Raw genomic sequence first — 14,100 nt, 5'->3', positions numbered from 1 at the left:
AATCGAGTGGAGTGATCTAGCCTTCGTTTTCATTGCGGATGATGCCGAACCGGGCCATCACGCTTTACGTATGTCAGGAACTGGTACGTAATCTCTTCGAAACGTGCTGATGCTTCAATGCTGATCGCTGCTCCGTGCCGGGCCCGGAGCGCGCCGCGGAACCGTGATCTTACAAAGGAGCCGGTATGTCCGATCAGAGTGCCGAAGCCCCGAATCCCGCCCCCACAAGGATTCCGGCCGAGCTTCGGGTACCGGCGATCAGCCGGCGGCGGATGCTCCAGCTGGGCGCACTGGGAGTCGGCGCCTTCGCGGCCACACCTCTGCTCGCCGCATGTGGTTCGTCCTCATCGGGCGGTTCGGGCGGAAACGGCGGTGACCTCGTCATCGTGCGGGCCCAGGACTCGGTGGACATGGACAAGACCATGGTGTTCAGCAACGCGTCGCTGTGGGTGTACCAGCAGATGTACGAATGCCTCGTGGCAATGACCGACGATGGTCAGGGCGTCAAGCCGTGGCTCGCCGAGAGCTACCAGATGTCGCCGGACAACCTCACCTGCACGCTCAAGCTGCGCCAGGGCGTCAAGTTCCACAATGGACAACCGTTGACATCGGCGGACGTGAAGTTCTCCATCGACGAGTCGAGCAAGACCCACGGCGGCTGGGAGTTCATCAACTCCGCCATCAAAGAGGTGTCCACACCGGACGCGAGCACCGTGGTCGTGACAACCAATTACCCCTGGGCCCCACTGCTGGCCGATCTGAGCTGCCCCAACAACGGCATCGTCCCGAAGGACTACGGCGGCAAGAGCAAGGCCGCCTTCTACGCCGCGCCGGTCGCCACCGGACCCTTCAGGTGGGACACGTGGCAGAAGGGCAACCTCATCCGGCTCAAGAAGAACCCGACCTACTGGCAGCCCGGCAAGCCGGGCGTCGACACCGTGACCTGGAAGGTCGTGCCGGACGACAACTCGCGCGCAATCCAGCTGCAGGGCGGCCAGGCGCAGATCAACGAGGCGCCGCCCTTCTCCAGCATCAGCCAGCTCAAGGCCCAGCCCGGCGTGCAGGTCGACCTCTTCCCGTCGACCCGGACCGACTACATCCTGATGAACCAGAACAAGACCCCGTACGCGGACATCCACGTACGGCGCGCCATCTCCTACGCGTTGGACCGCGAATCGATGGTCAAGAACATCCTGTTCGGGAACGGCCAGCCGGCGAACTCGTTCATGATGCCCTCGGCGCCCTACTACGACAAGAACTGCCAGGGCATCACCTACAACATGGACAAGGCCCGCCAGGAGCTCGCGCAGTCCAGCGTGCCGCACGGTTTCACCACGACCTACCTCGCAATGTCGGGCGACTCCGTCGACTCGGCGATCGCACAGATCCTGCAGGCGTCACTGAAAGAGCTCGGCATCACGATGAACATCCAGAACGTCGACTCGAGCGCGCAGCACGACCTGACCACGAAGCTCGACTACGAGATCGCGCACTCGTACTGGACGATGGACCTGGCCGATCCCGACGAACTGGTGCAGTTCGCGCTCGACCCGACCTCCGGCGGGCACTCGTTCGACACCGCCTACAACAACCCGCAGCTGATCGAGCTGCTGCACCAGGCACAGCGGGAGTTCGACAAGGGCAAACGGCAGACGCTGTACAACCAGATCCAGCAGCAGGCCGCCGACTCGGCGTTCCTCGGGTTCCTCTTCTACACCCCGTTCCCGTATTCGGCCTCGGACAAGGTGAAGGGCTTCAAGGTGCTGCCCACCGGCTACTACCACCTCGAAGACGTCACGCTGTAACGGAACGAGCGCCCGATGACCTACGTGATCTACACCCTTCGGCGGCTGGTGTCGCTGATCCCGGTACTGCTCGGTATCAGCCTGATCGTGTTCTTTCTGATCCGGCTGATACCCGGCGATCCGGCGGCGACACTGCTCGGCAGCCACGCTACTCCGCAGGCGGTGCAGGAGCTGCGCGCTCAGCTGGGGCTCGACCAGCCACTGTGGACGCAGTACCTGACGTTCCTGAGCCACCTGTTCCATGGCAACTTCGGATACTCCTATGTGTACGACAGCTCGGTGAGCGGGCTGATCTCCACCAGTCTGCCGACGACACTGTGGCTCTTGGTGTCGGGCACCGTGTGCACGCTGCTGATCGCGGTGCCGCTCGCCGTACTGGCCGCGGCCCGGAGGGGTGGCGCTGCCGACGCCGTCATCCGCGCTGTCCCCGTCGTCGGTCTCGGCCTGCCGGCTTTCTGGCTCGGCATCATGCTGATCCTCGTGTTCGGCCTGAAACTGGGCTGGTTCCCGGTGGGCGGATTCGGCGACGACCTGGCCGGTCACATCCGGAGCATGGTGCTGCCGGGAATCACGATCTCGCTCACGCTGGCCCCGATCCTGATCCGCAGCCTGCGGGCCAGCATGATCGACGTGCTCGGCAGCGACTACATCGTGACCGCGCACGCCAAGGGGATCAGCACCGCTCGGGTGGTGTTCGGGCATGCGTTGCGCAACGCCGCGGTCTCCTCGGTCACGGTCCTGGGTGTGAACATCGCCTACCTCACCGGATCCACCCTGGTCGTCGAGCGCGTCTTCTCCCTGCCGGGCATCGGCCAGCAGATGATCAACTCCATTCTCGGAAGGGATTTCCCCACTGTGCAGGGAATCACGCTGGTCTTCGCGATCATGGTCGTCGCGGTGAACCTGCTCACCGACGTGACGCACGCCGCCCTCGACCCCCGGGTCAAGCTCGCATGACCCCTACGATCCTCGAACCCGCCGCGCCGGTGGCCGCCCGCCGGCGACGCGACCGGTGGAACGCGCCGCTCGTCTCGGGCCTGGTCCTGTTCGGCCTCATCGTGCTGTGCGCCCTGTGCGCGCCGCTGCTCACGAAGTACGACCCCACCGCCCAGAACCTCGCCGGCGCGTTCCTCCCGCCCGGCTCGCCGGGTCACCTGTTCGGCACCGACTCGCTCGGCCGCGACGTGCTGTCCCGGTTGCTCTACGGGGCCCGGGTCGACCTCCGTATCGGTGTGCTGGCGGTCGTCTCGCCATTCATCCTCGGCAGCCTGATCGGCTTGGTCGCCGGCTGGTTCGGCGGCTGGCTCGACACCGTCATCGGGCGCATCGTGGACATGGTGATCGCATTCCCGTTCCTGGTACTGGTCATCGCGCTCGTGTTCGCGATGGGACCGGGGACCTCCAGCATCTACACCGCCATCACGCTCGTGGGCTGGGTCGCCTACTGCCGCATCGTGCGCGCTCAGGTGCTGGTCGCCAAGGAACAGGAGTACGCGCTGGCGGCCAGGGCCAGCGGCCTGCCGACCTGGCGGATCCTGATCCGGCACCTGCTGCCGAACGTGATCCTGCAGCCGTTCGTGTTCTCCATGAGCGACATCGTGCTCACCCTGCTGGCGATCGTGACTCTCGGCTTTCTCGGCCTCGGCGTGCCACCACCCAACCCGGATTGGGGCACGATGATCCAGGAAGGACAACAGTTCATCCTCACGAAGTGGTACATGTCCACGATTCCGGGACTCGCGGTGGTACTCACGGGGCTCGCGCTGGCGCTGATCGCCGACGGCATCGTCGACAAGGCGAACCGATGACCGCGCCGGTGCTCGAAGTCCGGGACCTGCACGTGGAGATTCCGTTGCCGCACGGCCGGTTGCACGCCGTGCGCGGTGTTTCGCTGGCCGTGGACGCCGGAGAGTCCGTCGGCCTGGTCGGCGAGTCGGGCTCCGGCAAGAGCCTGACGTTGCGTGCCCTGCTGGGCCTGCTGCCGCGGCCGGCGAAGATCACGTCGGGCACGGTGCTGATCGACGGCGAGGACGTCACGGGGTTGCCCGCGAAACGGTTGCGCCGCAAGCTGACCGACACGATGGCCATGATCTTCCAGGACTCCCTGACCGCGCTCAACCCCGTGCACCGGGTGGGTGACCAGATCGCGGAGACCCCGCTGCGCAGGCTCGGCAAGTCGCGTGGCGAAGCCAAGTCCATCGCTGTCGACCTGATGCGCGAGGTGGGCATTGCCGACCCGGAGCGCCGCTACGAGCTGTACCCGCACGAGCTGTCCGGCGGGATGCGCCAACGGATCTGCATCGCGATCGCGTTGTCCACCAAGCCACGGCTGATCCTCGCCGACGAGCCGACCACCGCGCTCGACGTGACCATCCAGGCCCAGGTGCTCGCCCTGCTCCGGCAACTCCGCCGCGACGAGCACGTCGGGCTTCTGCTCGTGAGCCACGATCTCGCGGTCGTGAGCCAGACCTGTTCCCGGCTCTATGTCATGTACGCGGGCAAGATTGCGGAGTCGGGCAGGCTGCCCGACCTGATCACCGCCCCCGAACACCCATACACGTTCTCCCTGCTGCGTTCGGTACCCGATCCGGACCACCGGGCCGCGCGGCTGCTCGCCATCCCTGGGCAGCCGCCCGACCTCAGTGAAACCGTGCTCGGTTGCTCGTTCGCGCCGCGCTGCCCCTTCGTGGCGGACGAGTGCCGTACGGCGGAGCCCGAACCCGTGCCGACCGCGAGCGGCCACAGCGCCTGCCTGCGGACCGAAACCGCGCGAACCTGGCCGATGCTGATCACCGGGGAAGGAGCGGCCCAGTGGTGACTACCGGAAGCGAGATCCTCTCGGTCGAAGGCCTGTCCCGACATTTCACCTCCCCGGTCTCGGTCACCGACCGGCTCTTCGGCCGGAAGCCCACGGCCAACAAGGCCGTCGACGGGGTGGATCTGGTGCTGCACCGGGGAGAAACACTCGGCCTGGTGGGCGAGTCCGGCTGCGGGAAGTCAACTTTGGCGCGAAGTCTGGTCGGTCTCCATCCGCTGACCGCCGGGGTCGTCCGGTACCAGGGCACGGCGCTACCCGCGCGGCGCACCAGGGCCCAGCAACGCGCGCTGCAGATGGTGTTCCAGGATCCCTACAGCTCGCTGAACCCGCGGATGACGGTCGGCCAGATGCTCGCCGAACTGCTGCGGTACCACAACCTCGTGCCCCGCGACCAAGTCGCCGCGCGCTGTCGAGAGCTGATGCACCTGGTGGGGCTGCCCCAGCGGGCGCTGGAACAGCGACCGCGCCAGTTCTCGGGCGGGCAGCGGCAGCGCGTCGGGATCGCCCGCGCGCTCGCCCTGGAACCCGAGGTGCTGATCGCGGACGAACCGGTGTCGGCGCTCGACGTCTCGGTACAGGCCAACATCATCAACCTGCTCTCCGATCTCCAGCGGACCCTGGAGCTGTCGGTGATCTTCGTATCGCACAACATGGCGGTGGTCCGCCAGATCAGCGACCGGACGGCGGTGATGTACCGCGGCCGGATCGTCGAAACCGGGGCGACCGACACGGTCTTCGACGACCCCGTTCATCCCTACACCAAACTGCTCCTCAGTTCGGTCCCCCGGCTCGACGCGACGAGCGAGACGGCGGACACCGGGGACCCGCCTGGGGACCCGGGAGTCATTACACGAGAAGAGGTTTCGATGTCCGCGAAGTCCGCCGGCACCAGCCCGTGCCGGTATCTCGACCGATGCCCGGCGATCGTGGCGGGATGCGTCGACGAGCCGAGTCTGCTGGACGACCCGCGTGCGGCAGGCCGGAGCGCGGCGTGTGTCCACGTCACCGCCCGCACCACCGGGGTGATCGCATGAGCCGGCCCATCGTCATCGGGAGCGAGCGCAGCGAGGCCGGGCTGCCGGCCGCGATGGCGATCCTCGCCCGCGGCGGCTCCGCGCTGGACGCGGTCGAAACCGCGCTGCGGTGCTGTGAGGACAATGTGGACGATCACTATGTCGGTACCGGCGGCCTGCCGAACGCGCAGGGCGTGGTGGAGCTCGACGCATCGGTGATGATCGGTTCGACGAGGGCCTTCGGCGCGGTCGGTGCGGTGCGGGGCTTCCCGAACCCGATTTCGATCGCGCGGGCCGTGCTGGAACGCCTGCCACAGCACAGCCTGCTCGTCGGTCCGGGCGCGGAGCTGTTCGCCGAAGAGAACGGGTTCGAACGGGCGGAGCTGCTGACCGACGCGGCGAAGAAGCTGTTCCACACGGCGCTGCAGACTTCGGGCGAGTCCGTCGAAGGGGAGCAGACCGCGGCCCAGCAGGGCGACGCACGGTACCGGCAGAGCGCACTCGAACTGGTCAACCACTTCGCGCCGCACGACGGGCCGTGGGGCACCATCAACGTGCTGGCGCTGGACAGCTCGGGTGAACTGGTCGTTGGCGTGTCCACCAGCGGCTATCCGTGGAAGTATCCGGGCCGGGTCGGCGATTCCGCGCTACCGGGCGCGGGCAACTACGCCGACGTGCGGTACGGCGGATCGGCCTGCACCGGTCGCGGCGAGCTGAGCATGCGTTCGGTCGGCGCCCGCGCGATCGTCACCGAGCTCGCGCGCGGGCTCGACCCCACCGAAGCCTGCCTGGCGATGCTGGCGGACGCGGCGACCCTGCCGGACGACTTCCGCGCCGAACTGCGGTGTCTCGCACTCACCCCGGACGGGCGGCACGGGGCGGCGTCCGGCCAGGACGGCTCGGTCTACGTGGTCATGACGGACTCCTCCACCGAGCCCGAGTTCCTCCCCCGGAGCGTGCTATGAAGACGTCGTCGCGACCGGTGGCGGCATCGGCGCTGTGCCAAGGACCGGCCGAATGAAAATCGTCGACGTACTCACCCTGCCGGTTCGCTCGGGGTTCTTCACCGACGACCAGGCGGCCATCAGAGCCGGCGCCGCCCACGACGGGTTCGGCTACCTCGGCGACCCGCACACCGAAGGCTTCACCGCGGTCCGGCAGGCCGGTGAGGCGCTGTCGGTGCTGTTGCTGCTCGAAGACGGCTCCTTCGCCCACGGCGACTGCGCGGAGGTGCAGTACAGCGGCGTCGGCGGGCGGGATCCGGTGTTCAAGGCGGAGTCCGCGCGCCTGGACATCACACGGGAGCTCACGCCATTGCTCAAGGGCGCCGAGCTCAGTTCCTTCCGCGAACTGGCACGCGCTGTCGACGCGCGCCCCCTGCACACCGCGATTCGTTACGGGGTAACGCAGGCGGTCCTCGACGCCGTCGCCCGCGCACGTAGCCTCACCATGGCCGAGGTCGTTCGCGACGAGTACACCACCGGTGTGGAGCTGACTCCGGTGCCTGTGTTCGCCCAATGCGGGGAAGACCGCTACAACGGCGTCGACAAGATGATCCTCAAGCGGGTGGACGTGCTGCCGCACGGCCTGATCAATCAGGTCGACGGCTTGCTGGGCCGCCGCGGCGAACTGTTGCAGGACTACGTGCGCTGGGTCGTCGACCGGATCGCGAAGCTGCGCGGCGACGACACCTACCTGCCCCGGCTTTACTTCGACACCTACGGCACCATCGGGCTGGCCTTCGACGGGGACGTGACCGCGGTGGCGGACTATCTCGCCCGGCTGGGCGAAATCGCCGCGCCGCACGACCTGGTCGTCGAGCACCCGATCGACGCCGGCAACCGGGACGCCCAGATCGACACCTACGTGCGGCTGCGGGCGGCGTTGCGGCGGATCGGCTCACCCGTGCGCATCGCCGTCGACGAATGGTGCAACACGTTCGAGGACATCGAGCTGTTCACCGGTGCGGGCGCCGCGGACGTCATCCACGTCAAGACTCCCGACCTGGGCGGGCTCACCAACACGGTCGAGGCGATGCTGCTTGTCCGCGAGCGGGGGCTGCTCGCTTACTGCGGGGGAACCTGCAACGAGACCGAGCGCTCGGCACAGGTCACCGCCCAGCTCGCGATGGCCTGTGGCGCAGCGCAGGTCCTGGCGAAACCGGGGATGGGCGTGGACGAAGGACTCATGATCGTGGGCAACGAAATGGAACGGGTAGCCGCGATCGCCGCGGCGAGGGCCACGACGGCGGCCCGGCCGTGATCCGCCCGGCGAGGTCATTGGTCTGCTTTGGACAGCAACTCCGCCACCACGTTCCCCGGTTCGACGCCGATGAGGCTGAGCGAGGTCTCGGTGCGCAGCACCCCGTCGATCTCCCAGATGCGCTTGAGCAGCTGGCGAAGGTGGGCGTGATCGCGCACGCGCAGCCGTGCGAGCATGTCGATCGCCCCGGTGACGACGTCGAGCGCCTCCAACTCCGGGATCTCCGCGATCTGCTCGACGATGGCGCTCTGCTGGAAACCCTGCGCGGCGGTGATGGTCAGGTACACCGCCATCGGATAGCCGATCGCGCTCCAGTCGACGCGCACGCCGTAGCCGCGGATGACGCCGAGGCGTTCCAGCCGCGCCACCCGCTCGCCGACGGCCGGCGCGGACATGCCGAGCTCACGCGCGAGCGCCCGCTGGGAACGCCGGGAATCCTGGCTCACCAGCACGAGGATCTGACGGTCCACATCGTCCAGTGGTACGGGCGTGGACTGTTCCGGCGCCACGTCCATCAGGCTGCCCAACGGCGAGGACGAGGTGGCTGAACCGGCGCTTCGGCGGCGAGCTGGCATGGCGGACAGGCTACCTGACGCCACGACCGCACACGGGCGGCGAAACACCGCCCCGCGAACAGGATGGGAGAGCTGATGCGGGTCTTCGACAGCAACTGGATGACGGTCGCGTCCTATCTCGAACACGACGACCGAGTCGTGCTCCCGGTGGGCTCCACCGAGCAGCACGGGTACCTCTCGCTCGGCACCGACGCGCTGCTGGCCGAGCGGGTCTCGGTGGAGGCGGCTGAACCTCTGGGTATCCCGGTGCTCCCGGTCGTGCCCTTCGGCATGGCGCCCTACTTCACCCGATACCCGGGCAGTATGAGCCTGCGGATGAGCACCTATGTGGAAGTGCTGCGGGATCTGCTGGACTGCCTGTACGGCCAGGGTTTCCGGCGGATCGCGGTGGTCAACGGCCACGGCGGCAACACACCGGTGACGGGTTTCGTCCGGGAATGGATCTGCCAGCCGCGCGAGGAACCCGCGCAGGTGCTGTTCCACAGCTGGTACAACGCGCCGCGCACGGCCGCGGCCGCGAGCTTGTTCGACGCCGACCAGTACCACGGATCGTGGCTGGAGAACTTCCCGTGGACCAGGGTCGCTGGGGCCGAGATCCCCGCCGGCAGCGCGCCGGTGCTGCCGAGGGACCTGGTGAACACCCTGACCCCGGAGGAGATGAAGGAACTCGCGCCGGACGGGAGCCTGGGAGGCGCCTACCAGCGCAGCGACGAAGACATGCAGGTCGTGTGGGACGCGGGTGTAGAGGAAGTCCGCGACCTGCTGGAGAAAGGATGGCGAGCACAGTGACAACGCCGCGGGTGGCGGTCGTGACCGGCACCGCACACGGGATCGGGGCGGCGATCGTGTCCGCACTGGACGCGGAGGGAATCGAGGTGCACGGCATCGACAAGGACACCGTCGACGTCACCGACACCGCCGCCGTGACGGACTTCTTCACCGGACTCGGCGAGGTCGATATCCTGGTCAACAACGCCGGCGGGGTGGTCGGCCAGTCGTACCGGCCGATCGAGGACATCACCGGCGCACAGTGGTCCGCGATCGTCGACGCCAACCTCACCAGTACCTTCCTGTGCACCAGGGCGGTCGTACCCGGCATGAAAAAGCAGGGCTGGGGCCGGATCGTCAACATCTCCTCCGGTGCGGGCCGCAGCGTCAGCCTGACCGGAATCCAGGCCTACGCCAGCGCGAAGGCCGGCCAGATCGGCTTCACCCGGCAGATGGCACATGAGCTCGGGCAGTTCGGGATCACGGTCAACTGCATCGCCCCGGGCTTCGTGCTGTCGAATCCCACGACCGTGCAGCAGTGGGAAGGCTACGGCGAACAGGGCCAGGCCGCGCTCGTGGACAACATCGCGATGCGCCGCCTCGGCGCGCCGGAGGACATCGCGCACGGCGTGCGCTTCTTCGTCTCCGAACAATCGTCCTGGATCACAGGTCAGACTATTTCGATTGATGGTGGTCATGCTCTCTTTTGATGCGTCCGACGCGGAATACCTCGACGAGCTCGCCGGCTACGTCGCGATCCCGAGCGTGAGCCGCGACGCGACGCCGGAAACGATGCAGGCCGCCGCCGAGTGGCTCGCGGCACAGCTTTCCTTTGCCGAGGCCAGGGTTGAGCCCACTACCGGCCACCCCGTGGTGCGGGCGGACTGGCTCGGAGCGCCGGGTTCGCCGACGATCCTGGTCTACGGGCACTACGACGTGCAGCCGACCGGTGCTCTCACCGAGTGGCGGACCCCGCCGTTCGAGCTCACCGTCGACGGCGATGTGGTGCGCGGGCGCGGCGTCACCGACGACAAGGGCCCGGTGTTCATCGTGCTCAAGGTGGCGCAGGCCTTTCTCGCCCAGGAGGAGGCGCTGCCGCTGAACATCAAATTCCTCTTCGAGGGCGAGGAGGAAATCGGCAGCCCGCATCTACCCGCCTATGTCCGTGAGCACGCCGAGGAGCTGGCGGCCGACCTCGTGATCTCGGCTGACGGGGCGATGTGGCGACCGAGCGAGCCTTCGCTGTCGATCGCCTCCAAGGGCCTGCTGACGATGAACATCGAGGTCACCGGCGCGGACGGCGACCTGCATTCCGGGCGGTTCGGCGGCACGGTCGCCAACCCGCTGCACGCGCTGAGCGAGATCCTGGCGTCACTGCATTCGGCAGACGGCCGGGTCGCGGCCGACGGGTTCTACGACGGGATCCCCGACCTCAGCGCGGCCCGGCGGGCCGAGATCGCCGCCGTGCCCTTCGACGACGAGGGCTACCGCGGCGGTCTCGGCGTCGACGAGGTCTTCGGCGAGGCAGGCTATAGCACGCTGGAGCGCCTGTGGGAGCGGCCGACGCTGGAGATCAACGGGATCACCGCCGGGGGCAAGTACACAGTCATTCCGCATATCGCGACCGCGCACGTGTCGTGCCGGCTCGTCCCGGGCCAGCGCCCGGAACGGGTATTGAGCGCGATCACCGACCACGTACTCGCACGGAAGCTCACCGGCGTCCGCGTCGCCGTCCGGCCCGACGAGGGAGCTGTTCCGGCGTACACGATTCCGGCCGACCATCCGGCGATCCGGGCCGCGTCCGCCGCACTGGCCGAGGTGTACCCGGAGCAGGAGGTCCTGCTGGCGGTCATCGCCGGGACGCTGCCGGCCACCGCATTGTTCGAGGAAGTGCTGGGGGCCAAGACGTTGTTCTTCTCCTTCTCCACGGCCGACGAGAACCTGCATGCCCCCAACGAATTCCTGCGGATCTCCCGGCTGCGTGAGGGAATGCGGGCCTGGGAACTGTTGTGGCGGCTGCTCGCGGACGGCCCGCATCGGCTGGCCCGATGAGCGAGTACCGCTCCTACGGCTACCTCTCGCCGGGTACCGATCTGCCTGAGTTCGACCTGGCACCGGAGTTCGGCCGGGTTCCTCCGTACACCGCGGACCTGACCGCGGCAGAGGCCGAACGCTCCGCGCGGCTGCTGCACGACAACATCGTGATCAGCCTGCACGACCATCCGGTGCGGTTCCCCCGCGACATGCGCGAGACACCGGACTACAACCGCACGGGACGGCAGCACACGGCCTTCTCCGGGCTGCTGGCGTCGGGTATGACCGTGGTGTTCGACAACATGATGGACGGCACCGCCTGCGTGACCGGCAACGCGCCGTGGCGCTGGCAGGACATCATCACCGACCTGGGCATGCGGACATCGCACACCAGGACGACGTGGCCGTCATCCGGACCCTCGCCGACATCGAGCGGGTACACCGCTCCGGGCAGGTGGGTCTGGTGTTCGGGCTGGAGGCGGCGACCCCCATCGAGAACGAGATCGACCGGCTCGACGTCCTTTTCGGACTGGGGCTGCGCCAGATCGGGATCGCGTACTCGGACTCGAACGCGCTCGGCAGCGGGTTGAACGAGCCGTCCGACGGCGGCCTGACCACGTTCGGGCGGCGTGCGGTCACCCGGATGAACCGGCTGGGGCTCGCCATCGACGTGTCGCATTCCTCGGACCGGACCGGCCTGGACGTCTGTGGCGCCAGTGAGCATCCGGTGTTCATGACGCACGCCGGTGCACGGGCGGTCTGGGACACCGGCCGGATGAAACCCGACGACGTGTTACGTGCCGTCGCCGAGACCGGTGGGGTGATCGGGATGTCCGCGGCGCCGCACACCACCTTGTCGCGTAGCCATCCCCTGCACGACATCCATTCGGTCATGGACCATTTCCGGTACTGCGCGGACCTGGTCGGCATCGAGCACGTCGCGTTCGGGCCCGACACTCTCTATGGCGACCACGTCGGCCTTCACACCGTGTTCGGGCACCTGCTCGGCAAGACGACAGGAGACGGACCGCCCCACGAGAAAGTGCCCTATGTGGACGGATTGGAGAACCCGACGGAGAACTTCGGCAACATCTGCGGGGAATTGGTCCGAGACGGGCTCTCCGACAGCGAGATCGCGGCTGCGCTGGGCGGCAACATCCTGCGGGTGCTGAAGGAAGTCTGGGCATGACCGCTGCGCTCGGCCGCGCCGGGCGTCGTCTGAGGTTCCCCGGATCCACGCAACTCGCCGTCGAGTTGCGATGGTGGTGGAACCTGAGGGCCGGCGGCGGAACTAGCCGAGCGCCTGGATCACGGCGTAGGAGTCGAGGTAGTCGCGCCACTGCGTCACCTTGCGGTCCTTGATGGTGATCACGGAGACAAAGCGGTTGCCGTAAGGGCGTCCGTTAGCCACCAACCTGCCGTGCACGGCGTACTCGAGGACGACGACCGACGCCTCCCGGTCGTGGTGGACCCTCAGGTCGCTGAAGCTTTCCAGCACGATCGTGTCGCCGTAGTGGCGGTACAACTCGGCCAGGCCGTCCCGGCCCTCGACCTTCCTCGGATAGCCGGGAACCGTCACCACGTACTCCGTCACGGCGTCGTCGGCAAAAAGTTCGAAGAAGTGTCCGCCGTCGACCAGCCCGTCGAGTCCTGTCTCGATCGCGCGGAAGAACGGGTCGAGGGCTTTGAAGTCGTCCAGGTTTGCCATTGTCATGTCCGGTCCTTCGTTCGGTGCCGGACTGGGCTGTCCAGTACTCATGACCGACACGCTAGGACGTGACCAGGACAGTTACTGTCCTGGTCACGTCCTAGACTGACCGATGTGATCAGCACATCAGCGCGGCTCCTTCGGCTGGTATCGCTGCTGTCGACGCGTCCGGCGTGGACGAACCGTGACCTGGCGGAGCGGATGGAGGTCACCGAACGCACCATCCGGCGGGACATCGCCAAGCTCCGAGACCTCGGCTACGGCATCGACTCGGATGCGGGGCCGTGGGGCGGCTACCGCCTCAGCGCGGGCACCACCGTGCCACCGCTGAGCCTGGACGACGAAGAAGCGTTCGCCGTCGCGGTGGCATTGCGCGAAGTCGGGCTCAGCGGTGTTCTCGGCAGCGATCAAGCCGCCATGTCCGCACTGCTGAAGCTCCAGCGGCTACTGCCCGCGCGCCTCGCACGCCGGTTGGCTCAACTGGACGGGGCGTTCGTGCACACCCCCAGGCCGGTCGAACGCCATGGCCGCCCGGCCGTGTTGCTGGAGCTGGCCACCGCATGCCGGGAAGGCGCCCGTGTCCGACTGTCCTATCGCGACATGAACGGCAAGGACACCGTCCGCGAAATCGATCCCTACCAACTGGTGCGCACCAGCCATCGGTGGTACCTGGTCGCGCTGGATGTCGCACGTGGACAGTGGCGGACGTTCCGCGTCGATCGGGCCACCGAAGCTCGCACGATCGGCCAGTCGAGGTCGATCACCCACCCGCCCGACGCCGCCCTGCTCGTCGCCCGCATGCTCACCAGCAACTACCCGCTCTACACGAAAGTCCGGTTCCCGGTTTCACTGGAGCGGGCGCTTGAGCTAGTCCCGCCGAATCGTGGCGTTCACGAGGCCGATGGCGGCGACGCGACCGTTGTCACCATCGGCGGTTCGGATGCTGACGAACTCACCACGTACCTGCTCAGCCTCGCGACCCCGCTCCGCGTGCTGTCTCCGGACGACGTACGCGATGAGGTGCGGCGACGGACCCGAGAACTGCTCGTCGAAAACGAGACTGACGATTGAGCGTCGGCACGTTCGAGAAGCGCGATCAGCGGCCAGATCGCGGCGA

The 14,100-nt window shown here is 67.5% G+C and carries 14 protein-coding genes; 12 read left to right on the top strand and 2 right to left on the bottom strand.

Going from position 1 to position 14,100, the window contains the following annotated elements; translation table 11 throughout:
• Positions 1–185 precede the first annotated feature (185 nt).
• From JWQ81_RS05880 to JWQ81_RS05850, 7 genes are read left to right on the top strand one after another with little or no spacing between them, the layout of a single operon-like run.
• A complete protein-coding gene (locus JWQ81_RS05880) occupies positions 186–1,805 on the top strand; it encodes an ABC transporter substrate-binding protein (RefSeq protein WP_297538329.1) in 1,620 nt (539 codons plus the stop codon).
• Positions 1,806–1,820: 15 nt separating this feature from the next.
• Positions 1,821–2,762, top strand: a complete 942-nt coding sequence (locus JWQ81_RS05875) for an ABC transporter permease (RefSeq protein ID WP_297538327.1) — start codon at positions 1,821–1,823, stop codon at positions 2,760–2,762.
• Complete coding sequence (locus JWQ81_RS05870; RefSeq protein WP_297538326.1) at positions 2,759–3,613, top strand: ABC transporter permease; 855 nt, start codon at positions 2,759–2,761, stop codon at positions 3,611–3,613. The genes JWQ81_RS05875 and JWQ81_RS05870 overlap by 4 nt, the downstream gene beginning before the upstream one ends.
• Complete coding sequence (locus tag JWQ81_RS05865) at positions 3,610–4,623, top strand: ABC transporter ATP-binding protein (protein WP_297538323.1); 1,014 nt, start codon at positions 3,610–3,612, stop codon at positions 4,621–4,623. The genes JWQ81_RS05870 and JWQ81_RS05865 overlap by 4 nt, the downstream gene beginning before the upstream one ends.
• A complete protein-coding gene (locus JWQ81_RS05860; RefSeq protein WP_297538321.1) occupies positions 4,620–5,657 on the top strand; it encodes an oligopeptide/dipeptide ABC transporter ATP-binding protein in 1,038 nt (345 codons plus the stop codon). Before JWQ81_RS05865 ends, JWQ81_RS05860 begins: the two co-directional genes overlap by 4 nt.
• Positions 5,654–6,601: a N(4)-(beta-N-acetylglucosaminyl)-L-asparaginase gene (locus tag JWQ81_RS05855; protein WP_297538319.1), complete on the top strand. Its 948-nt coding sequence runs from the start codon at positions 5,654–5,656 to the stop codon at positions 6,599–6,601. The genes JWQ81_RS05860 and JWQ81_RS05855 overlap by 4 nt, the downstream gene beginning before the upstream one ends.
• A gap of 52 nt (positions 6,602–6,653) precedes the next feature.
• On the top strand, positions 6,654–7,898 hold the full coding sequence (locus JWQ81_RS05850; RefSeq protein WP_297538317.1) for a methylaspartate ammonia-lyase: 1,245 nt from the start codon (positions 6,654–6,656) through the stop codon (positions 7,896–7,898).
• Positions 7,899–7,912: 14 nt separating this feature from the next.
• Here JWQ81_RS05850 and JWQ81_RS05845 read toward each other — a convergent pair whose 3' ends face one another.
• Positions 7,913–8,473 carry an Lrp/AsnC family transcriptional regulator gene (locus tag JWQ81_RS05845; protein WP_297538315.1) on the bottom strand — a complete coding sequence of 187 codons (561 nt, stop codon included), beginning with the start codon at positions 8,471–8,473 and terminating at the stop codon, positions 7,913–7,915.
• A gap of 75 nt (positions 8,474–8,548) precedes the next feature.
• Between JWQ81_RS05845 and JWQ81_RS05840 the strand changes: the two genes are divergently transcribed.
• The 4 genes from JWQ81_RS05840 (at position 8,549) to JWQ81_RS05825 (ending at position 12,464) form a co-directional block, all read left to right on the top strand.
• Entirely contained in the window at positions 8,549–9,262 is a 714-nt protein-coding gene (locus JWQ81_RS05840; protein WP_297538313.1) for a creatininase family protein, read from the top strand.
• Positions 9,247–9,951, top strand: a complete 705-nt coding sequence (locus tag JWQ81_RS05835; protein WP_297538312.1) for an SDR family NAD(P)-dependent oxidoreductase — start codon at positions 9,247–9,249, stop codon at positions 9,949–9,951. The genes JWQ81_RS05840 and JWQ81_RS05835 overlap by 16 nt, the downstream gene beginning before the upstream one ends.
• Positions 9,938–11,293, top strand: a complete 1,356-nt coding sequence (locus JWQ81_RS05830; protein WP_297538310.1) for a dipeptidase — start codon at positions 9,938–9,940, stop codon at positions 11,291–11,293. Before JWQ81_RS05835 ends, JWQ81_RS05830 begins: the two co-directional genes overlap by 14 nt.
• A 322-nt stretch (positions 11,294–11,615) precedes the next feature.
• On the top strand, positions 11,616–12,464 hold the full coding sequence (locus tag JWQ81_RS05825) for a membrane dipeptidase (protein WP_366942260.1): 849 nt from the start codon (positions 11,616–11,618) through the stop codon (positions 12,462–12,464).
• Between the two features lie 102 nt (positions 12,465–12,566).
• On the opposite strand, the gene JWQ81_RS05820 is transcribed toward JWQ81_RS05825, so the two are convergent.
• Positions 12,567–12,989 carry a nuclear transport factor 2 family protein gene (locus JWQ81_RS05820; protein WP_297538306.1) on the bottom strand — a complete coding sequence of 141 codons (423 nt, stop codon included), beginning with the start codon at positions 12,987–12,989 and terminating at the stop codon, positions 12,567–12,569.
• 108 nt (positions 12,990–13,097) lie between these two features.
• Between JWQ81_RS05820 and JWQ81_RS05815 the strand changes: the two genes are divergently transcribed.
• Positions 13,098–14,054, top strand: a complete 957-nt coding sequence (locus JWQ81_RS05815) for a YafY family protein (RefSeq protein WP_297538304.1) — start codon at positions 13,098–13,100, stop codon at positions 14,052–14,054.
• Positions 14,055–14,100 lie beyond the last annotated feature (46 nt).

Origin of the sequence: Amycolatopsis sp., from assembly GCF_025464955.1 — a bacterium.
Taxonomy (GTDB): domain Bacteria; phylum Actinomycetota; class Actinomycetes; order Mycobacteriales; family Pseudonocardiaceae; genus Amycolatopsis.
This window is presented reverse-complemented; position numbering and strand designations above follow the sequence as displayed.